The 24,715-nt window shown below is 55.1% G+C and carries 21 protein-coding genes, 1 other RNA gene and 2 pseudogenes; 13 read left to right on the top strand and 11 right to left on the bottom strand.

All coding sequences use genetic code 11. The features are described from left to right. Window positions 1-67 precede the first annotated feature (67 nt). Window positions 68-561: pseudogene (locus HMPREF1631_RS02550) on the bottom strand (S-adenosylmethionine synthetase N-terminal domain-containing protein); the annotation flags it as partial. A 115-nt stretch (window positions 562-676) separates the two neighbouring features. Between HMPREF1631_RS02550 and HMPREF1631_RS02545 the strand changes: the two are divergent. After that, window positions 677-883 (top strand): hypothetical protein, encoded by a 207-nt coding sequence (locus tag HMPREF1631_RS02545; protein ID WP_232215403.1) that lies wholly within the window; start codon window positions 677-679, stop codon window positions 881-883. A gap of 24 nt (window positions 884-907) precedes the next feature. On the opposite strand, the gene HMPREF1631_RS02540 is transcribed toward HMPREF1631_RS02545, so the two are convergent. The 7 genes and pseudogenes from HMPREF1631_RS02540 to HMPREF1631_RS02505 form a co-directional block, all read right to left on the bottom strand. Next, a complete protein-coding gene (locus HMPREF1631_RS02540) occupies window positions 908-1,480 on the bottom strand; it encodes a P27 family phage terminase small subunit (protein WP_034231999.1) in 573 nt (190 codons plus the stop codon). Window positions 1,481-1,724: 244 nt separating this feature from the next. Further along, window positions 1,725-2,102: an HNH endonuclease gene (locus HMPREF1631_RS06960; protein ID WP_034232107.1), complete on the bottom strand. Its 378-nt coding sequence runs from the start codon at window positions 2,100-2,102 to the stop codon at window positions 1,725-1,727. A 166-nt stretch (window positions 2,103-2,268) separates the two neighbouring features. Next, the gene (locus HMPREF1631_RS02530; protein ID WP_034231997.1) at window positions 2,269-2,502 is read right to left on the bottom strand and encodes a DUF2283 domain-containing protein; all 234 of its coding nucleotides are present in this window, start codon (window positions 2,500-2,502) and stop codon (window positions 2,269-2,271) included. 21 nt (window positions 2,503-2,523) lie between these two features. Next, complete coding sequence (locus HMPREF1631_RS02525) at window positions 2,524-2,985, bottom strand: DUF4258 domain-containing protein (protein WP_034231994.1); 462 nt, start codon at window positions 2,983-2,985, stop codon at window positions 2,524-2,526. Between the two features lie 751 nt (window positions 2,986-3,736). Beyond that, window positions 3,737-5,091 (bottom strand): annotated as a pseudogene (locus HMPREF1631_RS02515) (SNF2-related protein). Further along, complete coding sequence (locus HMPREF1631_RS02510) at window positions 5,072-5,350, bottom strand: VRR-NUC domain-containing protein (protein ID WP_034231991.1); 279 nt, start codon at window positions 5,348-5,350, stop codon at window positions 5,072-5,074. Before HMPREF1631_RS02510 ends, HMPREF1631_RS02515 begins: the two are co-directional and overlap by 20 nt. 127 nt (window positions 5,351-5,477) lie before the next feature. Further along, window positions 5,478-5,930, bottom strand: coding sequence for a hypothetical protein (locus tag HMPREF1631_RS02505; RefSeq protein ID WP_034231988.1), 453 nt, complete (start codon window positions 5,928-5,930; stop codon window positions 5,478-5,480). Between the two features lie 74 nt (window positions 5,931-6,004). Here HMPREF1631_RS02505 and HMPREF1631_RS07080 point away from each other — a divergent pair, with 74 nt between their 5' ends. The 6 genes from HMPREF1631_RS07080 to HMPREF1631_RS02475 all read left to right on the top strand — a co-directional run bounded on the left by HMPREF1631_RS07080 (window position 6,005) and on the right by HMPREF1631_RS02475 (window position 12,417). After that, window positions 6,005-6,427: a hypothetical protein gene (locus tag HMPREF1631_RS07080; RefSeq protein WP_052046977.1), complete on the top strand. Its 423-nt coding sequence runs from the start codon at window positions 6,005-6,007 to the stop codon at window positions 6,425-6,427. Between the two features lie 629 nt (window positions 6,428-7,056). Next, a complete protein-coding gene (locus tag HMPREF1631_RS02495) occupies window positions 7,057-7,581 on the top strand; it encodes a PadR family transcriptional regulator (RefSeq protein ID WP_034231982.1) in 525 nt (174 codons plus the stop codon). Further along, on the top strand, window positions 7,578-8,252 hold the full coding sequence (locus HMPREF1631_RS02490) for an ABC transporter ATP-binding protein (protein WP_034231979.1): 675 nt from the start codon (window positions 7,578-7,580) through the stop codon (window positions 8,250-8,252). Before HMPREF1631_RS02495 ends, HMPREF1631_RS02490 begins: the two co-directional genes overlap by 4 nt. Window positions 8,253-8,308: 56 nt before the next feature. Next, complete coding sequence (locus tag HMPREF1631_RS02485; RefSeq protein ID WP_232215402.1) at window positions 8,309-10,474, top strand: FtsX-like permease family protein; 2,166 nt, start codon at window positions 8,309-8,311, stop codon at window positions 10,472-10,474. Between the two features lie 3 nt (window positions 10,475-10,477). Next, entirely contained in the window at window positions 10,478-11,422 is a 945-nt protein-coding gene (locus HMPREF1631_RS02480) for a D-alanyl-D-alanine carboxypeptidase family protein (protein WP_232215401.1), read from the top strand. 263 nt (window positions 11,423-11,685) lie between these two features. Continuing rightward, window positions 11,686-12,417 (top strand): AAA family ATPase, encoded by a 732-nt coding sequence (locus HMPREF1631_RS02475; RefSeq protein ID WP_232215400.1) that lies wholly within the window; start codon window positions 11,686-11,688, stop codon window positions 12,415-12,417. A 278-nt stretch (window positions 12,418-12,695) separates the two neighbouring features. Here HMPREF1631_RS02475 and ssrA read toward each other — a convergent pair. Then, window positions 12,696-13,069, bottom strand: a transfer-messenger RNA (tmRNA) gene (ssrA, locus tag HMPREF1631_RS06950). Between the two features lie 139 nt (window positions 13,070-13,208). Next, window positions 13,209-14,603: an amino acid permease gene (locus HMPREF1631_RS02470; protein ID WP_034231969.1), complete on the bottom strand. Its 1,395-nt coding sequence runs from the start codon at window positions 14,601-14,603 to the stop codon at window positions 13,209-13,211. 319 nt (window positions 14,604-14,922) lie between these two features. On the opposite strand from HMPREF1631_RS02470, the gene HMPREF1631_RS06945 reads away from it, so the two are divergent. From HMPREF1631_RS06945 to HMPREF1631_RS02445, 4 genes are all read left to right on the top strand, one after another. Beyond that, window positions 14,923-17,376: a Rib/alpha-like domain-containing protein gene (locus tag HMPREF1631_RS06945; RefSeq protein WP_084707340.1), complete on the top strand. Its 2,454-nt coding sequence runs from the start codon at window positions 14,923-14,925 to the stop codon at window positions 17,374-17,376. Between the two features lie 171 nt (window positions 17,377-17,547). After that, window positions 17,548-18,912, top strand: coding sequence for an MFS transporter (locus HMPREF1631_RS02455; protein ID WP_034231965.1), 1,365 nt, complete (start codon window positions 17,548-17,550; stop codon window positions 18,910-18,912). A gap of 74 nt (window positions 18,913-18,986) precedes the next feature. Next, window positions 18,987-20,048, top strand: coding sequence for a LacI family DNA-binding transcriptional regulator (locus HMPREF1631_RS02450; protein ID WP_052046976.1), 1,062 nt, complete (start codon window positions 18,987-18,989; stop codon window positions 20,046-20,048). Beyond that, window positions 20,039-21,142, top strand: coding sequence for a nucleoside hydrolase (locus HMPREF1631_RS02445; RefSeq protein ID WP_034231963.1), 1,104 nt, complete (start codon window positions 20,039-20,041; stop codon window positions 21,140-21,142). Before HMPREF1631_RS02450 ends, HMPREF1631_RS02445 begins: the two co-directional genes overlap by 10 nt. A gap of 30 nt (window positions 21,143-21,172) precedes the next feature. On the opposite strand, the gene HMPREF1631_RS07155 is transcribed toward HMPREF1631_RS02445, so the two are convergent. Continuing rightward, window positions 21,173-22,270, bottom strand: a complete 1,098-nt coding sequence (locus tag HMPREF1631_RS07155; protein ID WP_034231961.1) for a hypothetical protein — start codon at window positions 22,268-22,270, stop codon at window positions 21,173-21,175. Window positions 22,271-22,416: 146 nt separating this feature from the next. Here HMPREF1631_RS07155 and HMPREF1631_RS02435 point away from each other — a divergent pair, with 146 nt between their 5' ends. Together HMPREF1631_RS02435 and HMPREF1631_RS02430 are read left to right on the top strand one after the other, a co-directional pair. Further along, entirely contained in the window at window positions 22,417-23,094 is a 678-nt protein-coding gene (locus HMPREF1631_RS02435) for a GNAT family N-acetyltransferase (protein ID WP_052046975.1), read from the top strand. Window positions 23,095-23,320: 226 nt separating this feature from the next. Beyond that, window positions 23,321-24,700 carry an MFS transporter gene (locus tag HMPREF1631_RS02430; RefSeq protein WP_052046974.1) on the top strand — a complete coding sequence of 460 codons (1,380 nt, stop codon included), beginning with the start codon at window positions 23,321-23,323 and terminating at the stop codon, window positions 24,698-24,700. Window positions 24,701-24,715: the final 15 nt, after the last annotated feature.

The following is a 24,715-nucleotide window of genomic DNA, read 5'->3' as shown; positions in this document are numbered from 1 at the left end:
CAAATTTCTTAGGCATAATCCAGATTTTCCCCATCTACTCAAACGGAACAAAACCTGGGACAGTTCAATCTGAAAGGATCCCAGTGATGGTTCCTTGCTTGCGTGCGTCATCTAGCCGTTTACACATCTCGTGAGCTAAAACAAGGGGTAACGGTAAACGCTGTGGTGTATCAGTGCAGGCATAACCGTAGACCGTGCCTTGATCATCGGCACCCTGAATACAATAAGCAGACTCATCACCATCGCGAGCCTCTAAAGATGTGGTCACGCCGCCGCTAATATCGCTAGATTGACGCCGCACCCACACGTACACCAAAAATCTCCACGGCTTATAGCCAGCTGCAGTCAGTGCTGTGCGTACGCAATCACGCAGTCCACACGGGCATTAGTGCTGATTTCACCGGTGACAATAATGCGTCGCCCGCTGGCCATGACCTCTACCGCGACGCGGGCGTTGCGATCAGCGTAGAGAATCTCGTCGAGGATCTGATCAGCAATTAAATCGCACAGTTTATCGGGGTGACCGATGCACACTGCTTCAGCGCTTAGAACCATAGTCATAGGAATGCCCTTTCAGTAGAAAAATCACAAGAAACAAAAACTCCCCACCATGTCAGCCAGGAGTGGGGAGCGAAGAAAACGAGGAAAACCCGAATCATGTGTAATACTGGGATTCGTGCAAGACGAAACGAGTAAACCTAATTCGCAGGAGCAGGAGCCTTCCGGTGGCGATGGTAAGGCCGTGGCCTATGGAATGATTGCCGGGATGATAGCCGGTACTGGCCTTGGGTTCATTATGGACGATATTGCCTTGGGGGTAGCTATCGGCACAGGAGTTGGGATTGCGCTAGGGGCAGTGACCGAAACAAAAGGCTCCAAATAATCCCGGGGAACAACTAGGACGCATCTACGAGCGTGCTTTCAACAACTGCTCCATAACCTCATCACCCGGGGCCGCACCCGAATAGTCACTAGTGCAGTTAGCTCGCACAATCTCAAAAATCTCGTACCAATACACGTTTGCCTGTTTACCAAAAGACTGGCTCATCGCAACGAACGGGGAAGCGATAGCAGCCCCAGTGGTCGGGTGCTTGCCGAGCAAACCAAACTTGGAGATCGCCTGCTCACACTGCACATACCGGGCGAAAGCCTGGGCGTAGGCCTCAATCAGACGCTTAGAAACAAACCTGGTGCAGCCACGCTCATCAAGCCAACGCCACGTCTCCCGATACACCAAATCAGCACCCAAGGGTTTACCATCACGCTGAATATCGCTTAAGTATTCAGAGGGTTCGGGCATCACCTCACCAGCCAGCACCGCGCCATCACCAACATCTGCACCCTCGAAATCGAAAGGGCTCGCTAGCGCATCTTCCAGGCGAGTAGCAGGCAGACCCTTAGCGAGTTTCTCACTCAGCGGGTCGGGTTTCGCACCAGCCCTCACGCGGCGCCCACCGCGATTAGTTCCATCTTTCGCCATGAAATATCGCCTACTTCCAGGCGGTTAGCCCGGTGATGGAGGGCTTGCGGGTTAATACCCTGTTTGATTCGGGAACTTTGTGTACGGTTGGCCCCGCCCGCTGACCTTCCCCGAAGCTGTAGAGATTCGAGGCCCCCAACCCCTAACCGAACCCTCGACTGGTCCCGTAACTTGGCGCGAGAACAAGGTCAATATTTTTAGGGTAGGGAAGTGATTAGTGGTTATGCCGCGTTTTTCAAAAAATCTAGTAGGTGTAGACCTGAAGGGCTTGCCTCCATCTGTCACCGTCTAACGCGCTCTGCCTGGAGTGGCAGGGTTTGCACAGGCTGCGCAGGTTAGAAAAGTCGTGACTGCCACCATGATCTAAGGGTAGGACGTGGTGGACTTCCTGAGCTGGGGTGGTCACTCCTTTTTCCAGGCAGTCTTCGCACAAGGGATGGGCCGCGATGTATGCGGCACGGATCTTACGCCAGCGGGAACCGTAGCGGTGGTTAATCTTCGGGTCACGCTGAAACTTGCGGTAACGGGTGTCCTCATCTTTGGCGTGCTGGCAGCAGAAGCGCTCGTGAGTTAGCTCTGGGCAGCCGGGTGCTGAGCAGGGGCGTTTTGGTTTGCTAGGCATACCCTCCACCACACCTTCTGCCTGAACATAGTGAAACCCTCGCGGCCTAAGCGGCTTTGAGGGTTCCCCATGGTTTTTATATTTCTATCCATTTACAGTATCTCAGGCCTGAACCTGGTTTTCCATCGCAGGGTTCGGATACTCGCTAATGAACCTAACGGGGTTATCACTGATCAAGGCGATGCGCCTCAGCTAAAACAGCCTCTGGTAGGCACTCGGATGCTCCTAATATTTCAAGTCCTAAAAGCGTGCCCTTGGCATTGAAATCTGCATTGATTGCGACAGTAGACTCTAATCCTTGTGGATAGCAGCACTCGGTTTTCATTACCTCACCAGCTTCAATCGAATCTTTGAGGTACAGGTATGCTGCATCCGCCTCAGGATCATAAGTGATTTTCACAAGTGCCTCCTACTACTAGAGCTACCCTTTGGTGACGGTAATAACCTTGCCTGTTCTTTTGTTTACGACAACTGTGATTCTATTTTTCCCCTTGCCCATGACGTATTTCCATGCTCCTTTATTCGCATGTGATCTAGCGCCTTGGGCTATGGCCTGTTTTACTAGAGCCTGAGATATTCCTCTAGCAGCCATCTGTCTAATCGCATGCACGCTAAGGCGTACAGCTATTGCTCCGATCCAAGCGATGATAGGGGCCGCTCTAGTCTCTACTTTCGTTTCTAAAGATTCATCAAGATAGGCACCGGTCAAAGGATCGACATACAACAAAATGTCGTCGTCACGTTCGAGGAAAAGATTGTTTACTGTGGCAGTGCGGATGCTAGGGCTCAGTTCCGCGTTTTTATCGGAAACGTTTACAGCTCCGGCTCCTACGAAAGTTAGAGAATTAGCAAGGATAAAAGAAACGGCGGTTTTTACAGGCAAAACAAAACTCCTGTCGTGTTGGGCAGCATGTGCCGCGCGGCAGGATGCCTCCTGGCACCCCTCGGTTAGGTTACCACTCAAGTCCCAGTGAATACATGTCCTGAATGCAACTCCTTGCAGCCCCGGTCTTTTCCTTAATGAGGCGAAACCCTCCGGTCAGCCGGTGTGCGGTTTGTTCCGGAGGGTTTCGCTTTTTATGTTTCTATCCTACAGTATCTCAGGCTTTAACCACGTTTTCCATAGCAGGGTTCGGATACTTGCTAACGCATGGGTGCAAGTTAGCGTCTGCCATACAGTGCTACTGCCAGGCGATCTAATGCTCGGTTCTTTCGCCGGTAGACACTGTCTCGTTCAATATAGAAGTGATCACCGATCATTTGGACTCGTTCGTCTTGATTGCCTTGGCCGAGGAAGAAGTTTTCCAACACGAACTGGTCATCGGTGTTGAGTGCTTGCCAGGCGGGCAGGAACCAGTCCAGGTACTCTTGGGCTTCTTGGCTACGGGCTGCGAGCAGATCAATCTTGTCGAGGGTGGCAGCTTGCGGCGTTCACCAGCGTGGGGGTCACGTGAGCGGGGCATGCCAGTGATTTTGGGGCTAGTGGGTCTGGCGAGGTCTTCGCGTAGCTGGTTGGCCTCAGCTTGCGTGTCTTGGCTGGTTGCTTGTTCCATCAGTGGGTAGTCCTCTAGGGCGCTGATTGCTGCCTTGCGGGTGTCTAAGTATTTCGTCATCACATGCATCATGAATTCTCCTTATCTAGAGTGGTTTGCCGGTTGTGTTTTGATTGCCTCGATCAAGGCAGTCTGGGTGAGGTTCTTGGTATCTAAAGCTGTAAGTACTGCTTCATCGAGGGTGCTTTCAGCGACTAGGTGAGTGATCGTTACCGGCTGGGTTTGGCCTTGCCGGTAAAGACGAGCGTTGGTTTGCTGATACAGCTCCAAACTCCAGGTCAGGGAGAACCAGATGAGTAGGTGCCCGCCTGCTTGTAGATTCAGGCCGTGGCCGGCAGAGGCCGGGTGAATCAAACCGACAGTGATCTTTCCATTGTTCCAAGCCGCTATATCCTGAGCGGTCTTTAGGAGCCGGGCTTGCGGGAAGCGCTCGATGATGCGTTCCAGGTCGTGTTTGTACCAGTAGGCAACGAGGAGGTTCTGCCCGTTCGCAGCCTCAACCAAATCTTCGAGTGCATCCAGCTTCGCGCCATGAACAACAATGGCATCTCCGTTTTCGTCGTAGATAGCGCCGCTTGCCAGTTGTAGAAGTTTTCCAGACAGGACTGCCGCGTTAGCCGCATCCACTACTTGCCCGTCTAACTCAATCACTAAATCCTGCTCTAGACGCTCATATACTGCCCGCTCTTGATCAGCGTTTACCTTCGTGGTTGTTAGCGTCACCTCAGGCAAAGTGAGGTGGTCAGCGGTGCGCATCGACAAGGTCATATCCGAGATCGCCTCATAGATCTCGTCCTCAGCACCTGCTCGCGGTTTATAGGTAAACACCTGCATGCCGCCGCGTTTATCAGGCACGAACCAACGATCTCTAAACCGAATGATATATCTACCCAGTCTGGTGCCGCCATCTAGGAGCCGGAACTGTGCCCAGAGATCCATCAAGCCATTAGAGGCTGGGGTTCCGGTTAACCCCACCCAACGGCTTACATAGGGCCGCATCTTCACCAGCGTGGTGAAGCGCTTTGCACGGTGGTTTTTAAAGCTGGAGAGTTCATCAATGACGACCATGTCGAAAGGCCAGGCCGCGCCGTAGTGGGCAACCAGCCAGGGGATGTTTTCCCGGTTGATCACGGTCACCATTGCTAACTTAGCTAACGCATCCAGGCGCTCGGATTTGCTACCGACGGCTACCGCCAACGTGAGCCCCGTAAGGTGATCCCACTTGGCCGCTTCTTGTGGCCAGGTATCGCGTGCCACGCGTAGCGGCGCGATTACTAGCATCCGCTGTACGAGGAAGTAGTCGAGGACAAGCTGCCGGATCGCGGTCAGCGCAATGACGCTTTTTCCTAAACCATACCTAAGAACACTGCGGCTTCGTCATGGTTGATGATGAAACCTGTTGCCTGGGTTTGGTAGTTATGCAGCTTGTAGCGCATCTGCCACCTCCGCAATCCCATCCACGCTGTCTACCACAAAGACTTGGAAGCCTTGACCTTGTAGCTGCTTGATACGGCGATTCTGGATTGGTCTAGGTTTGGCTCCTGGTGCTTTTACTTCAGCGAAAATAACTCGTCCGCTCTTTAGGCAGATCCGGTCCGGGACGCCAGTGACGCCGGGGCTGACGAGTTTCCGGCAGATCCCGCCGATGGCTGCAACTGATTTCTTCAGTTCGTTTTCTAGGTGTTTTTCTTTCATGTCACGTCTTTCATAAGATCTGTGACACTCGTGTCGGTCTGTCCCTAAAACCCTATATAGGACTGTATTTTTTATTTTCCTATAGAAAGGGCTAGTAACGACTGACACGACTGTCACTATTGGCCGGTTACAGGTCGAATTCGCTGATCAAGGCGAGCCCGTCTACGAATCGTGCCCGAGCTGTTCGCCTGCGTGTGTATCCGCCTTTATCGACGGCAGCATAAAAATCGCTAGTGGAGCGCACATACTCGCCCCGCCCTATTGCCCAAGACCGGTACGCGTCGTAGAGATCCTTGGACTGCTCTGATAGGCCTTGACCTACCTGGCAGCAGTCCTCAAGGAAGTGAGCGAACCAGTCGTTAGCAGCCCGGTACGCCTCCGATGCGGCAACGACTTGTTTAGGTGGGGTCAGGTGGTAGTTCTCAGAGTGGATCAAGCGAGCACCTTCCATAATCCACGCCAGCACCGCTCCACCAGCTTTGGCATATAGATGGTCGGCATAATTTTTGATGTCCACGCTCGGGGTGATGGTTTGCTCGAACGGAATCACAATTAATCTGCGCCAGATGCCGGTATCCATAGCTCCCACTCGCGGTAGATGGTTCGTGTACAAAACCAAGGATTATCGACACCGTGACTCCTAGGCACGCCAACATGAAAGTCAACAGCAAACTCACTAAAGCCGAGCCGGTGTGGAATCCCGCGATGGGCAAGTCTTGGCGAGTCTTGTGGTGGTACTCCGCTAAACGCGTTAAAAGAGACGCTATCACTCTGGAGGCGCAGCGCCGCCGCGCCCTAGACGCGATAGACGGGGTGAAACCCGCGCGTAAACCCCGGTTCATCAAAACCACCCGCAGTGGCTGTAGTTTCGATTCTAAGGCTTTTGAGCGCGCCCAGCGGCTAGAAGGCTTGAAAGGCTATGTCACTAACCTCCCCGCCACGCTCATGCCCGCTGGTGAAGTCATCGCCTCCTACCACGATGTGGCATGTAGAGCAATCCTTGACGCATATCCAAAACCGATTTACGTGCCCGCCCGATATTCCACCGGCAACGCGACGCTATCGACGCGCATCTGACTGTGGTCATGGCCGCCCTAGCTGTTTCCCGGTATTTGCACCAAAAGACCGGAATCACAGCGAAAAAATTCGTCCGAATCCTACGACCTATCCAGGAGTAAACCATCCTCTACCAAGGCCACGAAATCCAATCCAGCGACCCCATCACCCCACAAGCCCAAAAAATCCTAGACAAGCTGGGCCACTAAAGTTACATGATTCAGGTCCAGAGGCTCAAATCGACGCTGTCAGAAGATGCAGCCGAGCAAGCTCTGAATCCCTACTTTAGCTTGATAACAAGGGAAAACAGGCATATTTTCTCAGTCTCCACAGCCCTCACCTTTGTATTAATACCAGCAATCCCGTAACTACGCATAGGCAATATAGCACAGTCCGCCCTTTGTGGCGGGCTGTTTTTGTTGGTATTGCAACTGCCATTGACAATAGAGCTATCCCATATTTATCCCATACCTGGGAGGAAGAAATGTCGCTAAGACGGCGTAGCCGTTAGAAAATGGCTATGGCTGGCTGGTTTAGGCGAAGCGCCCGCGAACCTGGCTGGCGCCTCATGAAACCGCCTGTTGCAACCGATGCCGTAAAGCTATACACTTGGTGAATAGTTGCGGCTAGTCACTGAGTGTATAGGAGGCGTGGTGGAAACGAAATACGGTTTGTTGGGACTGTTGACGCGCGAGCCGAACTACGGCTATGAACTGAAAAAACTATACGACCACTATTTTGCTGGCGATAAGCCAATCCTGGCGGGACAGGTGTATTCCACCTTGGCGCGTTTGGCGCGGGATGCCAAGGTGATGGAAGTCGCTGACAGCGGAGCCCCAGCCGGACCCACACGCACTCGCTATGCCGTCACTGCGGGTGGCGAAAAAGAACTGGTGGAATGGTTGCGCACGCCGCTGATTCCTTCCCCCACCCTGCAATCCGAGTTGTATCTCAAGACGGTGGTGGCCCTGTTAATCAATGGGGATGCGGCTCTGTATCTGAAAGCCCAGCGCCAAGCCCATCAGCAGCGGATGCGCGAGCTTACGGCTCGTAAACAGCATGCCAGTCTGGCCGAGAAACTCCTGTTAGACCAGGCGATTTTTCACATTGACGCGGATTTGCGTTGGATTTCCTTGACGACCTCGCGTCTGGATGCGCTAAAGGAGCAACTGTGAACCCGCCGACAACCCCGATACTTTGCGCCCGTGAGCTAAAGAAAACCTACGGGCTTACCCCGGCACTGCGTGGCGTGTCCCTGGACGTAACGCGCGGTGAAATCTTGGCAATTATGGGGCCTTCGGGCTCCGGCAAGTCCACCTTGTTACACGCCTTGGCGGGAATCGAACTGCCAGATTCGGGCTCGGTGTCCTACAATGGCCGTGAGTTCACCAGCTTGAGCGATGCGCAGCGCACGGTGTTGCGCCGCACGGATTTCGGTTTCGTATTCCAGTTTTCCCAACTGGTTCCCGAGCTGACAGCGGTGGATAACATCGCAGTGCCACTGCTTTTGAATGGGGTCGCGAAGAAAACCGCGTATGCCCAGGCTCACGAATGGTTGGCGACTGTAGGCCTGGAAGATCACGCGGATTCACTTCCCGGCGAGCTTTCTGGCGGGCAAGCCCAGCGAATCGCTATCGCCCGCGCCTTGGCACCGCGCCCCGCAGTGCTGTTCGCCGATGAACCCACCGGATCCTTGGATTCCCTGAATTCTGAGACGGTGATGACCTTGCTGGTGGATTTGGTGCGCGTGCGGGGGTTGACAGTGGTACTGGTGACTCATGAACCTACCGTTGCAGCCTATGCCGACCGTGAAATAATCGTGCGTGACGGCTTGGTGGAGGTATAGCCGTGTACCTCGCCTGGATACTCACTTGCCGTTCGTTGCGTCAGTCCAAGAGTCGCTTGGCTTTGGTCAGTGCGGCAGTGGGATTTTGTGTGTGCCTGATACTGGTGTTCGCCGCGTTTTGGGGTGCTTTTGGCTCCACGACTGCAACGCGTTGGCAGGGAGCAATCGACAACGCGGACAAATCCCAAGCGACTAATGATGCCAAAGCTGGTGCCACAGATGCAGTGTTGATTAGCCTGGTTGACAACCCCTTCTTCGTTGTGGACGGTAAACAAATCCACGCGGCCTATGTGGACACTTCAGCAACCCAGCACGCGCCCGATTTGTTCGGGGTAAAGTGGCCTCAACCGGGGGAATACCTGATGTCGCTGGGCGTGCAAAGCCTGGTGGCCACGCACCCGGAAGCGGCGATTACCACCCGCTTCGGGCACGTCAACAAAGGATTGCTACCGTATCAGTTGACCAGTGGCCCGGATGACTTGCTGGTGTTTATCGGCAAGAATCTCGCTGGGGATAAAACCGCCGTGCACGTGGCAGACTTTGACACCCCGCAGCCGCCGGCCGGAAACAGCGCAGTGAACCAGGCCGTCTTGTCGATTGGCCTGGTGGTGTTGCTGTTCCCGGTTTTGCTGCTGATTGCAATTTCTGCCGCCCTGGGCAGCGTCCAGCGGGAACAGCGCTATGCGGCTTTGCGCCTGGTGGGTGCTACGCGCCACCAGATTCTCCAGATTCTTGTGGCCGAAGCCCTGTTGGGGGCGGTACTGGGCTTTCTGCTTGGCTTGGGCGTGTTTAGCGCAATCCGGCCGTGGCTGGGAGCTGTTTCGCTGGCTGGCAGGCGCCTGTGGCTGTCTGACTTGACGGTCGCGCCTTGGCAGTGTGCGCTGGTTTTTGTGGCGACTATCATCATCACGGTTCTGGCTACTTCGCAGGGGATGCGCGGGGTAGTGGCCACGCCCCTGGGGGTGGTGCGCCACCAGCGTGTAACCAGAAAAATCGTGACCCGAAAAACCGGTGTGGTGCGCATACTGGTGATGGCGGTGGCTATCGGCCTGGCTATCTATCTGGTGGTCAGCGTGAAACCGAACCGGGGGACACGCCTTGACGCCTATTGGCTGCTGGCTGATGTGGTTTTAATGATGATTGCTCTGATTTTGGTAAGTCCGCTGGTAATCCAGCTGTTGGCTTGGGTGGTTGCAAAACATTGCCGGCGGGCGCCGGAACTGATTAGTACGCGCTATGTGGCAGTCCATTCCCGCCAGATTTCACGTTCGGTTTCCGGCGTGATTCTGGCCTTGTTCGCGGGCACGTTCTTCCTGACCGCCACCTCCCAAACCGGAAAGGTCTTGGATGCCATCGCTCACGAACACACCCCGCTGAAACAAGGCGCGGTAGCCATATCCGAGATTCCAGACCAATCCGCAGCCGTCCACCTGGCCGCGCAACTGCAAGCCCAATCCTACGTGGCTCAAGCCCAAGCCGTGCCTTTCGTAGGGGGAACCTGGAGTCTGGTGCCGTGTACGACTGCGAGCGCCTACGTTGCTACGCCTTGCAAATCCGGGTTACTGGGCGTCAACTTATGGGCACGTGCCGGCGAGGCCTCTCGGCTCATCCCCGCGAAAAACCGCGCGGATTTTGACACGTTGGTGAAACGCTACTACGTGCCCGAAACCAGGCATGATGCCTACACTGTGCTGGCCACCCTACGCGACTCACGTGCCCTGGAACGCCTGCGTACCCTACTGGCCACCACGGACTTTATGCCGGAATTCTCCATGCCACTCATGAACGTGGCGACAGAAGTGAACGTCACCACGGACGTGGGGCTCATCAGTCTTATGACAACACTGGTGTGGATCGGCATGGGGCTGACGCTGCTGATTGCGGTGATTTCGATGCTGGTTTCCACCTATGCGGGACTGCTGGAGCGGCATCGCTCCCTGTTGACACTGCGGCTTTGCGGGATGAAAGTAAGCCAACTAGCCCGCATGATGCTGGTGGAGGCCATCGCGCCGCTGGGAGCAATCGCGCTGCTTTCTGCCAGTCTGGGTTTCGGCCTGGGATGGGTGATGATGCACATCTTTTCGCTCAGGCTCGAAGCGAGCTTCACTCCCGCTATTTTCCTGGCGTTGTTGGTGGCGCTGATTCTGGCTGGTTTGGCCATGCTCCTGTTGGTGCCAGCCCTGCGTCGCAGCAGCGAACCGGTCAACAATCGCAGTGAATAGAACGTGAATAGAACAAAAGAAGGTGTTTTGATGAAGGGCAGACGCAAAAAGATGACCGCAGTGTTCGCGGTGGTTGTGATTGCCATTTTTGCCTGGGTGGTCGCTACGCCAGCGGGGCGGGGCGTAATCCGGGTCTGGATATACCCCAAACCGACAACCGTGGGGATTGACGGTACGCCTTATACCGGGAAAGGCTATGTTGTTATCGACGAGGCCTCGCAGCAGCGAATCGCGGCGGCCGGGGAAAACACTGAAATCACGCCGGCCAGCCTGGCAAAGCTGTTTGTGGCGGAATATGCTCTGGCTGTCGCCGACCCGAACGATGAAGTGTCCGTCAGCCGCGAAGCCCTGACGAAAGCGAAACCGGGATCCTCGCTCGCGGGGATTGTTCCCGGAACCTACCGGCTGCAAGATCTGCTAGCTGCGATGCTGGTACCTTCCGGCAATGACGCGGCTTATGCCGTGGCGGAGTTTTGCGGCGGGAAAACGCATCCGGGAACCGCCGGGACAGACCAGCGGATTGACCTGTTTATGACTGATTTGGCTGAATACCTGAAAAAACAGGGCTGGTCGCATACCCGGATTAATGACCCCAGTGGCTATGACCCCAGGGCGGTGAGTACGCCAAGTGAGATCGCGGCAGTAAGCGAAAAACTCCTTTCACGCCAGTGGATTCGCGACATCGTCAAGTCGCAGCGCTATGCAATCGCCCCGCTATCAGGCCAGCACCTCATGATGGTGAACACCAACCAAATGCTCAACCCGGAAAGCATCTATTACATCCCGGAAGTCGCCGGCCTCAAAACCGGGTCTTTGGGGAAAATCCACAATCTTGCCATCCTGTGTGCCAAGAGTGGCCACGATTACCTGATTGTCAGCCTGGGATCCACCAGCGAGGCCAGCCGCTATGACGATCTGAACAATTTGATTAGCAAAATCGGCCAGTAACTCTGTCCTTCATTCGGATCCATGGTTTGCTGGCAGAAATGAGTGAAAAAACTGTGTTTTGCGAGGAATTTTCCGCGCAAACCCAAAGAATCTGGCGTTTCCCGCCACGGTGCCGACACCGGAGTCATGCTGAAATCTGAAAAGTGTCGATATTGCCAGGTTTGGAATCCTGAAAAGTGTAAAATAATGCCGTATTGAAATCTTGAAAAGTGTTAGGTGGGTGGTGTGTGGCTGTTCAGGCGGGTTTTAGCGGCTTTTCATGAGTGGCTGCGGATGATGGCGGCAAAGCCCTGCTGGTGACTGGTTCCCGTCAGGTGGGAAAGTCTTTCCTGACAAACACCTTTGCGCGGGATAATTTCTCGCGAGTAGTGGCTTTTGACCTGCTGGAACAGCCCGATGCGCGAGATTCTTTCAACCAAGCCACTAATGCCGCAGACTTAATGTTGCGTGTCTCGCTGGCTAGTGACGTGGAACTGGTGCCGGGGCAGACAGTGGTGATTTTTGATGAAGTCCAGGAATGTCCCTCTGTGGTCAGCTTTATTAAATTCCTGGTGCAAAAATACGACTATCGCTTTATTCTTTCCGGGTCGCTGTTGGGGACACGTTTGCGCGCTATTCCCTCTTTGCCTATTGGTTATGTGACAGAGCTGAAGATGTATCCCCTGGATTTTCAGGAGTTCTGCCAGGCGTGCGGTGTGTCCGCTGAATTCTTTGATGTTTTGCAACAGTGTCTGGATGACTTGCGCCCGGTTCCGGATTTTATCTACGACCGCTTCATTGATTTGTGGCATCGTTATCTGCTGGTGGGGGGGGGAATGCCCGACGCGGTGGCGCATTTTGTGGAAACTGGGGACATGGATGTGGTGCGCCGGATTCAAGGAAATATTCGCCAACGCTGCCGCCCAGAGCTAGTCCTACCATTACGCTTTAACGCTCCACCACAAAACGGGCATTTAAGTCTACTCATGCCCTCAAGCATGAAATACCAAACTTAAAACCAGACCTTAAACCGTAATCCCAACGAAAAACCCGCCCAAAAAACACACAATTTGTCCTTTACCCCAACCTTTTAGCGTCAGCGAGACCTTTTAGCGCCTCAGACCAAGCGTGCGCCCGACCGCTAGGGATAGCGTTAAGCGCGCCACTTTAGCGGTTCCTGTATAGGCAAGCAAGTGAGTGAGCGGAATCTAGAAACTTGCACTGGCAAGCTAATACCCCGCGCCCAGTAGTATAAAAATAGGACGCTCACTTTGTATCAAAATGAGCGTCCTAATGGTGGAGATGCGGGGAATCGAACCCCGGTCCGATAGCGCAGAACCCAAGTATTCTCCGGGTGCAGTTTGCGATTCGTTGTTTTTGGCTCCGGCGCTCAGGCAAACAAGTCGCCGACGAACCTAGCCGACACAGTGTCCGTTATATGCTGTCGGCAGGCATATAACGCAGTGGCTTTCAAAGACGACGCCAAAAATCTAACGCGAAAGCAACGTTAGCATGACGGATTTCGGAGCTCGCGAATTAGGCTGCGAGGGCAAAATCGTTGTGATGCTTGTTAGCAACTATTTTTTGCAGAGAGTCGTTAAAGAGATGACTCTGCATCCTCTACCCGCTTCCCTTCGGCAATCACTACCGTCGAAACCGATCATCCCCATATATATTTTTCACCTCCCGAACCGAAATCCGTGTTCGGGAAACTTCATCTAAGACTAGCGCGGCAGCGATTTTGCGTCAAGCCCGGGGCGCAGATGTCTCAGTGTGCTCCGCGCCCCGGAAGTGTGTCTGCCGAATGTCAGTGTCCTTCGGGCAGCGCTGCCGGCCGGTATTCCGGGTGGAAGCGACGCCAGAGGAAATAAGAGCAAAACAGCAGTATCAGGTAGGGGATGCCCGCAATCCAGGCGGCGGGTATCTGCCGCCACAGCACGGCAAAAACGCAGATACAGGCCAAAATTCCGAGGAAGTTTACCGCCGGTGCCCCCCACAGGCGCGCAGGCGCATCGGGTTTTCCCTGCATTTTACGAACTTTGCGGAAGCGCAGATGCGTAAGCAGAACGATAATCCACGTGACGAGAATTGCCAAAATTACGCATCCCATCAGATAGCGGAAAGCACTGTCCGCAGCGAAAATTGCCAGGAGACTGGCGAACACCATTCCGATGCCGGCGATGCAGACGGCTACGCGCGGAGAACCGTGCGCAGAGGTGCGGGCCGCTATTTTCGGTGCCATTGAATCCAGCGCAAGGGAGTGTATCATGCGGCTGGAGGCGTACAGGCATCCGTTTGCCGCCGAGAGCGCGGCCACGATCAAAATGAAATTCATGATGTTTCCGGCAGCTCCCACGCCCGCCCGGTCCAGGGCTTTTACAAACGGCGAAGTTTCCACGGTTCCGCCGGCGGCCGTTTCCTGCCATGGCTGCATGGTGACGATTACGCCTACTGCCAGGATGTAGAAAATCAGGAGACGCCAAATCATCGTGTGTGCGGCCCGGGGGATATCGCGTTCCGGATGTTCGGATTCCGCCGCGCCGGCAGAAGCGTTTTCGATTCCGCCGAAAGAAAATACCGCCATGCACGCGGCGAGGAAAATTCCGCCGATTCCGTTTGGCATGAATCCGCCGTGCGCACTGAGGTTGGCAAAACCGGTCGGAGGATTGGAGCCGGGCCATCCGGTGAAAATCAGCGACAGTCCGAGCAGGATAAATGCGCAGATGGCAACGACTTTAATCATCGAGAACCAGTATTCGCTGCTGCCGTAGAGGCGTACGGTGGCAAAATTCAGTCCGAGCACAAACAGCGAACAGAAGACCGTCCCCAGTCCGAGGCTTAAATGCGGAAACCAATGCTGCAGATAAGTGGCGGTGGCAACCACCTCCGCGCCTACGGCAACGAAAGACTGAATTCCGAAATTCCACCGCGCGATATATCCTCCGCACGTGCCCAGATACTGCCCCGCAACCGCTCCGTGCCCGCCGGGTACGGGATGGACGGAAACCATTTCCGCCAATGCCCATACGATGGCCAAAGCGAGCGATCCTGCAATAACGTAGCTGATCACGGTCGCCGGTCCGGCAAGTTCGATGGTAGTTCCCGATCCGAGAAACAGTCCGGTTCCCAATGCACCGGAAAGACCGATCATTGCGACCTGACCGCTGCTCAGCCGGCGGTCCAAGTGTGTGCGTTTTTCCATTGTTTCCTCTTTTGCGTACGGCGTATTTGCCTAACTGCGTACGTCGGCCGCCTTCCGGCACGCCGTAAACCAACATAGCATGAATACCGTTTACGAAATATCAATATCAGAATATGTCAATTTAGTATTTTCCGGGCGGCGGTCTCATATGGCAAATACCTGCTCCCGCCCGCCCCGCCCGGGCTTCGCCGTATCCGTATTTTGGCGCGGCGGCGCGGTTAACAGGCGCAGCGGGGGTTTTGAGAAAAGAAAAGAACTATTCTAAAATAGCGTAGTCGGAAAGTGTGGATGTGAGATACGAAACGGGGAAAGAAAAGAGATGAACAGCGGACTGAAAATTACGGCAGCCGTGTGTGCGGCTGCGATACTGCCGGTATTTTCTCCTTCCCTGACGTATGCGCAGACGCGCCCGACCGATCCGGCGCACACGCCGCTTACCGCGCAAAGCGCGAAAGATATCGCGGCGGGCAATATTCGGCTCGAGGGGAGCAGGGTTGATTATCTGCTGTACGGCCGTCCGGCTCTCGATCCCGCGGCCGACGACGACCATGACGGGCTGACGAACGCCGATGAGCTTTACACGTATCGGAAAGACGGAAAAGTCTATTACGGATACAACACCCATCCCCGGCTTGAGGATACCGACGGCGACGGCATCCCCGACGGCAAAGATGCCAATCCGCTGGTGTGGGATATCAGCGCCCGGGATATGGCGCTGTTTATGGAGCTGGTATACCGGGAAGATGCTTATATCACCAAAGTTTTGAATAACCGCGAAGAGCTTACGGATCTGTTTAAGGGCCGGGCGGAATACAGACTGATGCATAATGAGCTTTCGCTTTTTTGGAAAGTAAAGCGTTTTATCCATAAAGACACGGGATTCGATGCCGCCGTGTTTGAAACGAAAAGCGATGTGCCCTACCTTCCCGACGGCAAAGTGCAGGTTCTCGCGGTGCGCGGCACGCAGGGTGCGACGGATGTAATCGATGATTTTTACCTGAGTCTGGGGCATACAATCGATCAGATTCAGAGCATGAACGAAACGCTGCGGGAAATGAATGCCTCCGGTTTTACGAATGTGTATATCACGGGTCATTCTTTGGGCGGATATCTGACGCAGTGCGCGATGGCGGAGGCCGACGAAAAGGGATATACGTGGGTAAAACGCGGATATACGTTTAACGCGCCGCGGATTAAGGGCAATGCCTTTAACCGAAAACTATGGGAGATTTCGGATCGGGGAGACCGGCTCACGCAGCAGAAGCGTTCCATACATTACAAGGTGTCGAATGACTCCACGATTCATCTGATCGGTAATATGGCCGGGGCAACAGACGTCGGACAGACGCAGCGGGGGCACAGTTCGCGTTCCTACTTTGAAAAACAGATAAACAATATCGCCGGATTCACCGTGGGGAAGCGGGCAAATATCGACGGTGTGGGGTATCTGCAGCCGAATGTGATGGAGCAGAAAGTGGCTTCGGTCACTGATAGCGACGTTTATCGGGCGAAACTGAGAATTGCACCCGAGGAAACGGATCTGAACGGTACTTCGGATCTGACCGATAACGTGCAAAACAGGCAGGAGCTGCCCTCCGGCACAAAATATGAGGATATAACGGATTATAAAACGATTGATTTTGGCAGGCCGGGCAGGCATACCGGCCGGCTGAGGGTGACGTATCCGGACCGGAGTGTATCGGTTGTTCCGGTAGATATAAATGTGCGGCAGAAGATGGCGGAGATTATCTCGGTGCCCGAGACGGGTCTCGTTGCGGAAATTGCGGAACGCTTTGGCCGGATTGATCTGACGGACAATGTGACCGGTCTGCCCGGAAGTTCGCGCGTGGAAGTCGTAAAGAATGTGTCGTCTCTGCATCCCGGCGATTTTGTCGGGCAGGTGAAAGTTATTTTTCTGCAGGGCACGCGCCTGGTGAACATTCCGGTACACGTGAAAGAGAAAAAGCTGCACGCGCGCCCGGCGGAGATTTTTGAGGGGGATCGCCCGGATCTGACCGGTCTGCTTGCCGAAAGAAATCTGCTTCCCTCCGGGACGGCGGTTTTGGACGCCACCGATTATTCCGCCGTTAATTTGCAAAAAGCCGGTTCCTATACCGGGCGGCTGAAAGTGAGGCTTCCGGACGGAAGCAGCGAATATGTGGATGTGCCGATTACGGTGAAAAAGAAACCGCAGTCCTTGCCGGGAGCGGCAGTGCGTCCGATTCCCGTAATTCCCCGGGAAAACATTATTCCCGAAACCGTGCGGCATTTTGGCCGGATTGATCTGACGGACAATGTGAAAGGCCTGCCTGCGGGTGCGCGTGTGGAAGTTGTGCAAAACGTGTCTTCTGCGCGGACGGGGAAGTTTACGGGTCGCGTAAGAGTTACATTTGCGCAGGGAGAATCGCGGATTGTAGATATTCCCGTGGAAGTGGCGGCGGTGCACTCCGTTCCGGACAATGCTCCGTCTGTGCCCGCTCTTCCGGAAGGAAAACTGCCGTCTCCGACGCCGAATCCGTCTCCCGCACCGAATCCCGTTCCGCCCGTTTCGGATTCCGTGCCCGTTTCTCCCGCCGGCAGGCAGCATACAGATGTTTCCCGTCTGCCGCAGAGGGGATCCGGTTTTGCAAAGTCCGTAAAACAGGGGGAGAAGCCGGCTGTGCGTGCGGAGGAAATGCCCCGGACGGGCACGTCGCCGGTATTGGCGCTTTTGGCAATAGCGGCAGTGGTAAGTGTGGGGTTTATCACGCATATTGCGCGACGGAGAAAATAACGGCGGAAACCGGCTTTAACTGAGCTTTTATTTCGCCGCATCCGATATTTTCCCGCTGAAACGTCTTTGAAAAAATCCCGAATGTATTCTTTGCGCAATACGTATCTATACGTATAGAATTTTAGCAGGGGTTTCAAAGTGGAAGCCGCAAAACATACGTTGGAGGTTTTAATGGCACAGCACCTGCGCCATCGCGATCAGGTCGCGGATCAGCACTTTGAAAGCAGACACGGAAAAAAATCGTTTTGGTCGGCGATCGTCTCCATCTGGTTGGGAACAACCATGGAATACGTGGATTTTGCGCTGTACGGTTTGGCCGCGGGTCTGGTTTTCAGTGATGTGTTCTTCCCGGGTCAGTCGAAAATTATTGCCCTGCTTTCTTCGTTCGTAACCTATGCGGTCGGTTTCCTTGCCCGTCCCGTGGGGGCTTTTGTGCTGGGACGGATCGGCGACAAAATCGGGAGAAAAAAGGTTCTCGTGTTTACGGTGGCGCTGATGGGAATCTCCACTTCCGCCATCGGTCTGATTCCCGGCTACGCCACCATTGGTATCGGCGCACCTCTTCTGCTTGCATTCCTGCGTATATGCCAGGGGTTCGGCGCGGGAGCCGAGCTTTCCGGCGGTGCGGTGATGCTCGCCGAATATGCTCCGACGCGTCACCGCGGCCTGGTGTCCTCCCTGATCGGAGTCGGTTCCAACAGCGGTACTCTGCTGGCCTCCACCGTATGGCTGCTGGTTTTGATGCTGCCGCGGGAAGACGTAGTTGCCTGGGGCTGGCGGATTCCTTTCCTCTGTTCCGTGCTTGTGGCGGCCCTGGCACTGCTGCTGCGCCGGACAATGGATGAAAGCCCCGTATTTAGAATTTACCGGGAGAAAAAAGCGCAGGAACTTTCCAAACTGCAGACCGCGGAGAATTCTCCCGCAGTTTCCGGTTCGGGGCGGAAAGCGTTTCTGATTATGCTGGGTCTGAGGATCGGGGAGAACGGACCGTCCTACATGGCTCAGGGATTTTTGGTCGGCTACGTCGTGAATGCGCTGAGCATGAATAAATCAGTGCCCACGACAGCGGTACTGATTGCCTCCGTTCTGGGATTTGCCGTAATCCCGTTCTCCGGATGGCTTTCCGACCGTTTCGGACGGCGTATTACTTACCGCGTTTTCTGCGGATTACTGGTTTTGTACGGGTTTCCCGCATTCGCGCTGCTGGAGACGCGAAATGCGTTAATCGTGGGAGCAGTGATTGTTGTCGGTATGTGTATCGGATCCCTGGGGATCTTTGGCGTACAGGCGGCATACGGAGTCGAACTGTTTGGAGTTGGGCATCGTTATTCTACGATGGCAATTGCAAAAGAGCTCGGTTCGATTCTTTCGGGCGGTACCGCCCCGATGGTAGCATCGGCACTGCTTGCCGCTACAGGATCTTGGGTGCCTCTGGCAATTTATTTTGTGGTTACGGCAGGTATCGGGTTTGTGGCAACATTCTTTGCCCCCGAAACCCGCGGACGTGATCTCACGCTAATTGAAGATGCCATCTAATGTCCATTAAAGTGGTGGGTAAGTGCTCCTCCCGTTTAGGCTTACCCACCACTTTCAACGTAATATATTGAACGATGTTAATAAAACACGCAACACAGAGTGACGTTGCCCGGGTGGCGGGAACGTCCACCGCCGTCGTCAGCTATGTGGTTAACGGCGGCCCGCGTCCCGTTGCCAAAGAGACGCGCAAACGTGTTTTGGATGCGATACGTAAAACAGGATACCGGCCGAACACGCTGGCGCGCGCACTGCTTACGGGCAAAACCTCAACTCTGGGCGTGGTTGTTTCCGACCTGGGAAATCCCTTTCTTTCGGGAATGGTGCAGTGCCTGGAAGACGAATTTTTTACGCGCGGATATTCGCTTTTTGTGGCCGATTCACACGACGATCCGTGGCGGGAAAAGCAGATTGCGGAGATGATGCTCAGCCGTCAGGTGGCGGGTTTGGTCTGGTATTCCGTGGATCAGCCTCCGCCTGCGGATCTGGTGCGGGATATGCGCGGCCCGGTCGTATTTTTGAATGCCTGTGAGCCGATCGGCGGCGCCGGGCATGAGGGCAGACGGATAAGTGTGCTGGAAAACGAGCGCACAGGCACTGCCGGGCTCACCGAAGAGCTCATCAGGCGCGGCTGTCGCAGAATCGGACATCTGGGAGGTCCGCAGGGCAGAATCAACTCCGCGGAGAGAGCGCGCGGCTGGTATGAAGCGCTCAGGGAAAAATCAGGGTTGGACGAATCCGTTTTCGCCGGGCGGGAAGGAGATACGCCCGAGTCTTCTCCGCTGTACATCAGCGCACCCTACACGCACGAGGGAGGATGGAACGCGGCGGATAAATTCGTGGATTTGGGATGCGACGGGATTGTGGCTTCCAATGAGATGCAGGCCGTGGGAATTCTGGCACGTTTCAACAGGCTCGGTTTGCGTATTCCGGCCGATATCAGTGTGGTGGCACTGCATACAACCAACTATGCGCCTTATACGACCCCCGCTCTGTCCGGGATGCATGTGGATCTGGACGGACTGGCACACAGCATTGCCGATGCGGTATTTGAGCAGAAAGACTGTTCCCCGATTATTCCCAACGCCTATTTTTCCGCCCGTGAATCCTGCGCGGAGCTGAGGGATGAATGCCGTTGATACCCTTGATTATAGACTGTGATCCCGGAAACGGAATTCCCGGAGCGAATGTGGACGATGCCCTGGCTTTGGCTTTGGCATGGTCGGCGCCGAATCTGGAAGTGAAGTCGGTATGGACGGTTTTCGGAAACGTGAGCGCTTTGGAGGGCAATGCCGCGGCGCGCAGAATAGCACAGATAATGGGTGTGCGCACGCCGATAATTTCGGGGTGCGACGTTCCTCTGACGGGGGAGAAGCAGCGCCGGATCTGGCGGGAAAAGCTGGACCGCCCGCGTCTCGATCCGGATATGGCGGGTCTGTGGCAGGGCGCGGACCGTTCTTTGCGTGAAACGCATCCGCCGGCAGCCGACGGCGCATCCGGTGCCGATTCTGATCCTGCCCGGGCCGCCGCCCGTCTGGCCGATGACGTGTTTCGCCATTGTGCGGGCGGCCGGGTGACGGTTGTCTGTCTCGGACCGCTGACCAACATTGCCGCCATGCTGCGCTATGAGCCGCGTGTTGCCGGTCATATTCGGGAAATCAGACTGATGGGCGGATGCCTGGGCTACGGTGAGCTGGTTGATACGAACTTTGCCGTTGATCCCGCAGCTGCTGCCGCCGTATTTGATTCGGGGATAGATTTAACCGTTGTTCCGCTGGACGTAACGCGCACTACGTGTCTGAGTGCCGAGTGCTGGCAGCGGATTGTTGCCCGTGCGGAGCGGAAAAGCGCAGAGGCTGCCCGGCGTGCCCGGGAGATTGATGTTTGGCTTCGTCCGTGGCTGACATACAGCAGCCGTACGCGTCCGGTAGACGGAATGTGGCTGCACGACATGGTTGTGGTTGCGGATTTAATTTCACCGGGTCTGGTTCACCATACACGCAAAAGCGTGTCGCTTGCGCACTCTCCCGCCGGAAAACTGCTTTGCGCCCAAAGCGTTCCCTCCCGGAGCGGCGCAGAGATCCCCGGGCGGGAAAACGCCGTGAAGCGGGAGGAAAAAACTTACGACATCGTGTGTGCGGACGCCGTGGACAATGAAGGCCTGACCGAACTTTGGGCACAGACGGTTTTGGGTGTGCCGGCTTTTTCCGGCACACCCAAAACATCTGTGTGAACTACTGTTTATCTGCTGCCGATTCTATTTTTAATTCCGGCGTTTCTTCAGGCGGGCACCTGCGAAAATGCACATTGCGGCGGCTGCCGCGACTGCTGCTGCCGCACCGCCCGTGCGCGGCAGCCGTTCTTTCTGTGAAATCTGCTGTGTTGCCGCAGCCTGATCTGGAATTATTTTTTCCGGCCCGGAATGGGACTCGGGTGACTGTGCGGGGCCGGGTTCCGGCTTGGGTGTCGGAGCGGGCGCAGGTGCCGGAGCAGGTGCCGGAGCAGGTGCCGGAGCGGGTGCCGGTGCAGGTGCAGGTGCAGGTGCGGGCGCATCCTTCGTGGTTACCGAAACTTCCGGTACACCCGTAACTTCGCCGGCAGTTTCGGAGTTGGTGCTTTCCACGGTTATTTTTGGCGCGGATTTCACGGTTTTGCCCGCCGCGCCCGGCTTCACTTTATACGTAAACGTGCCTTCCCACGTGCCTGCGTTCACTGTTGCGGAAAGAAGGGAAGAAGCGGGCGCATCCGATGATCCGCTGTATTTTATCTTCAGATCCCTGTCGGCTGCCGCGCCCGTGCCCGCCTTCGGAATATCATCGGTATTGATGACGTAGCGTCCCATCATATCCAACATTCCCGGATCCTCGTGCCATATTTCGAAATACTTTGCGTTTTTCAGCAGCGGGCAGGTGGCTGTGGCTTTTCCTTGGGCGGGAATCTTTTTCGGGTTCAGCGTGCAGTCGCTGTCTTTAATTTTGCTTTTATGTTCGTCGGTAAGATAGATACGGTATCCTCTTTCGAACAGGCCGGTTGTGGTAAGGGAGATACTGAAATGTGTGGGCGCGGTCTTTTGCGCTGTTGCCCGCACGCGGTAGGTGAATTCTGTTTCCTGCGTGCCCGCCTCCACGGTTTTGGTGTTTTCTCCCACCGTTTCCGCAGTCACCTTTCCCCACACTTTGCCCGTAGGCGCAGGCTGCGAGGATGAATACCCGGCTTGGATGTTGAAAATTCCCAAACCGGGACACATCGTACCGTCTGTGCAGTCCAGCGGTTTTTCCTCTGCCGCCGCGTATCCTGCGCCGAAAGGCAGAATAAGAGCTCCCATGGAAAGAGCCGTTGCAAATTTCTTACATTTTCCCATATTTCATCCCTTTCGAAGCGGAAAGCGGCAGTTAGGTATGCCTAACAAGATTATATACGGATAGCGTATTTTGTCTATAAGTTATATTCAAAACGTTTGGCTTTCCGGACGGGAAAAGAATTGTTCTGCCGTGTTAGGCTGGGAACATGGTTACTATGCGTGTTTTGGCCGAACCCGACTATGAAGCGGTTACCGATCTGCTTCTTGAAAATTTCCCCGAGGAGGAAAGGGGGACGCGTGATGCGCTGCTCGGCGATTTTTCCGCCGGACGCTATGTGGGCGTCGCCGCCTGGGAAGACGGTGCTCCCCGCGGTGCACTTGTGGGGTGGCGCGGCACACCGGAAACGGTTCTGATTTCCTGGCTTGCGGTAGACGGAAAAATGCGCGGCCGGGGCGTTGGCGGAAAGCTGCTTGATGAGGCAGTGCGGAATTGGGAGCAGGCATATAATCCGGATCTGATTTTGGGGGAGATTCATTCCCCTTCCTCCGGCGTGTCCCATCCGCGTTACGGAGATTCGGAGGCGCGGTGGCGTTTTTACCGCCGTCACGGGGCGAGAAGGATCGGGATTCCTTATGCGATGCCTGTGCCGGGGAAAAATCTTTCTCCCGTGAAAGATATGTGGCTGCTGCTTTTCGGCGGACGCGCTTTTGCAGAGCCTGCAGTCCGTGCCGGGGAAAATTTCGGTGCGGAAACGTGCGCCCGTCTGCGCGATTTTCTGCACGCATATTTGGAGGATTCGTTTGAGGAACGTGACGCCGGCGGGCATTATCGGAAAGATATTGAGGAAATGCTGCGCGCCGCCGGGCAGGCTAAATTAATTTAGGAAGTTTTCACCCGGTCTTTGCTTTCCGGCGTTCGTGCATACCTGCCGGGTGTGCCGTAAAGCAGGCACAAAATTGCGCGCCGGTTCGTATATCCGCGCCGGTTTTGCGCATTTTGCAAAAGATTCTTTGTAAAAATGAGGTCTTGACTACTTTTTTCCCCGCTACTACCATTAATCTATGCGCGTAGACAATGCGCGTAGCCAAACGCTCAACGAGGAGAAATACATGGTGGAAAAGATTAAACGGCCCCGTGAGGGCTTTGGATTTCAGCGGCAGGTAGCCGTGCTCTCCGGCGCCGGGATGTTTCTTGACGGTTTTGATGTGTCCGTAATTGCGGTGGCGCTTCCCGGTCTGAAAAAACAGTGGGAAATTTCGGGGGCAATGGAGGGAATAGTTGCTTCCTCCGCAATTGTGGGAATGTTTCTGGGAATGCTTTTCGGCGGGAAACTTGCAGATGCGCTCGGCAGACGCAAAATGTATATGATCGACCTCTCCGGGTTCGTCATTTTCGCCCTTCTTGCCGCACTTACGCAAAATGCGTGGCAGCTGATTGCTTCCCGGTTTTTGCTGGGGCTGTTTATCGGCGGAGACTATCCGATTTCCTCGTCGATCACGGCAGAGTTCACCGCACCGCAGAAACGCGGCAGGTTTATTATTTTGATGTCTCTGTTCTGGCAGCTGGGAGCATTTTTTGCCTACTTCACCGGAATCCTGATGTATCCGATAGGCGAATCCGCATGGCGCTGGATGCTCGGACTGGGAGCCGTTTTGGCGGCAATAACCCTGATTCTGCGGCATAAGGTGCCCGAATCCCCGCGCTGGCTGCGTCAGCACGGAAGAATCGCGGAAGCAAACGAAGTGATGGCCGCAATTACCGCAATTCGGGGAGAATACTTTGCCCCGACCGAGCCGCAGCAGGTACGCGAAGATTCCGAAGCGCGCAAATCGCGTCTTTACGGCACGTGGTGGGAGCTGTTCAGCCCGACCATGATCCGTTCCACAATCTTCTGCTCGGTATTCTGGTTCGCATTTGCCGTATCCTTCTACGGAATCCAGATGTACACTCCCTCAATTTTGGAACCGTTTACCAAGGGCAATACAATTTTGGCCTATATCGGTTCTTCCATCATCGCACTGCTGGGAGTGGCAGGAGCGGCAATCGGAATGTACACGGTGGAAAAAGTGGGCCGGCGCCCGCAGATGCTCTGGTGTTTCGTGGGCATGATCGTGGTTTTGGGAGCCTTGGCACTGATTACGGATCCGTCTGTGGGCGTTCTTATCGTGCTGCTTGCGTTTGCGATTCTGCTCGCCAATTTGGGACCGGGCGTGTTGGATATGGTTTATCCCAACGAACTGTTCCCGACGCGTCTGCGTGCCTCGGGCACCGGATTTGCCGGCTCGGTCAGCCGGATAGGCGCCATTTTGGGAGTCGGCGTATTTCCCGCAATGGTTGAAAACTGGGGAATGTCCCGGGCGACGTGGCTTTTTGCGGGCGTGGCGGTGTTCGGTCTCGTTGTATCCTACTTCCTGGCTCCGGAGACCAAAGGCAAAACGCTCGAGGAACTGGAGGCCCTGGCAAACAGCGGGTGGAAAACGCATAAATAGTCTGCAACCCGTAGA

The organism is Arcanobacterium sp. S3PF19 (assembly GCF_000758825.1).
GTDB lineage: Bacteria > Actinomycetota > Actinomycetes > Actinomycetales > Actinomycetaceae > Arcanobacterium_A.
The sequence above is the reverse complement of the archived record's forward strand: the minus strand, read 5'-3'. Positions and strand labels throughout refer to the sequence as shown.

Coding starts and splice junctions, on each gene's coding strand:
- HMPREF1631_RS02540 (WP_034231999.1), bottom strand. CDS start 1,480: ATGGCGAAAGATGGAACTAATCGCGGTGGGCGCCGCGTGAGGGCTGGT.
- HMPREF1631_RS06960 (WP_034232107.1), bottom strand. CDS start 2,102: ATGCCTAGCAAACCAAAACGCCCCTGCTCAGCACCCGGCTGCCCAGAG.
- HMPREF1631_RS02510 (WP_034231991.1), bottom strand. CDS start 5,350: ATGAAAGAAAAACACCTAGAAAACGAACTGAAGAAATCAGTTGCAGCC.
- HMPREF1631_RS02505 (WP_034231988.1), bottom strand. CDS start 5,930: ATGGATACCGGCATCTGGCGCAGATTAATTGTGATTCCGTTCGAGCAA.
- HMPREF1631_RS07080 (WP_052046977.1), top strand. CDS start 6,005: ATGAAAGTCAACAGCAAACTCACTAAAGCCGAGCCGGTGTGGAATCCC.
- HMPREF1631_RS02470 (WP_034231969.1), bottom strand. CDS start 14,603: ATGGAAAAACGCACACACTTGGACCGCCGGCTGAGCAGCGGTCAGGTC.
- HMPREF1631_RS06945 (WP_084707340.1), top strand. CDS start 14,923: ATGAACAGCGGACTGAAAATTACGGCAGCCGTGTGTGCGGCTGCGATA.
- HMPREF1631_RS02455 (WP_034231965.1), top strand. CDS start 17,548: ATGGCACAGCACCTGCGCCATCGCGATCAGGTCGCGGATCAGCACTTT.
- HMPREF1631_RS02450 (WP_052046976.1), top strand. CDS start 18,987: ATGTTAATAAAACACGCAACACAGAGTGACGTTGCCCGGGTGGCGGGA.
- HMPREF1631_RS02445 (WP_034231963.1), top strand. CDS start 20,039: ATGCCGTTGATACCCTTGATTATAGACTGTGATCCCGGAAACGGAATT.
- HMPREF1631_RS07155 (WP_034231961.1), bottom strand. CDS start 22,270: ATGGGAAAATGTAAGAAATTTGCAACGGCTCTTTCCATGGGAGCTCTT.
- HMPREF1631_RS02435 (WP_052046975.1), top strand. CDS start 22,417: ATGGTTACTATGCGTGTTTTGGCCGAACCCGACTATGAAGCGGTTACC.
- HMPREF1631_RS02430 (WP_052046974.1), top strand. CDS start 23,321: ATGGTGGAAAAGATTAAACGGCCCCGTGAGGGCTTTGGATTTCAGCGG.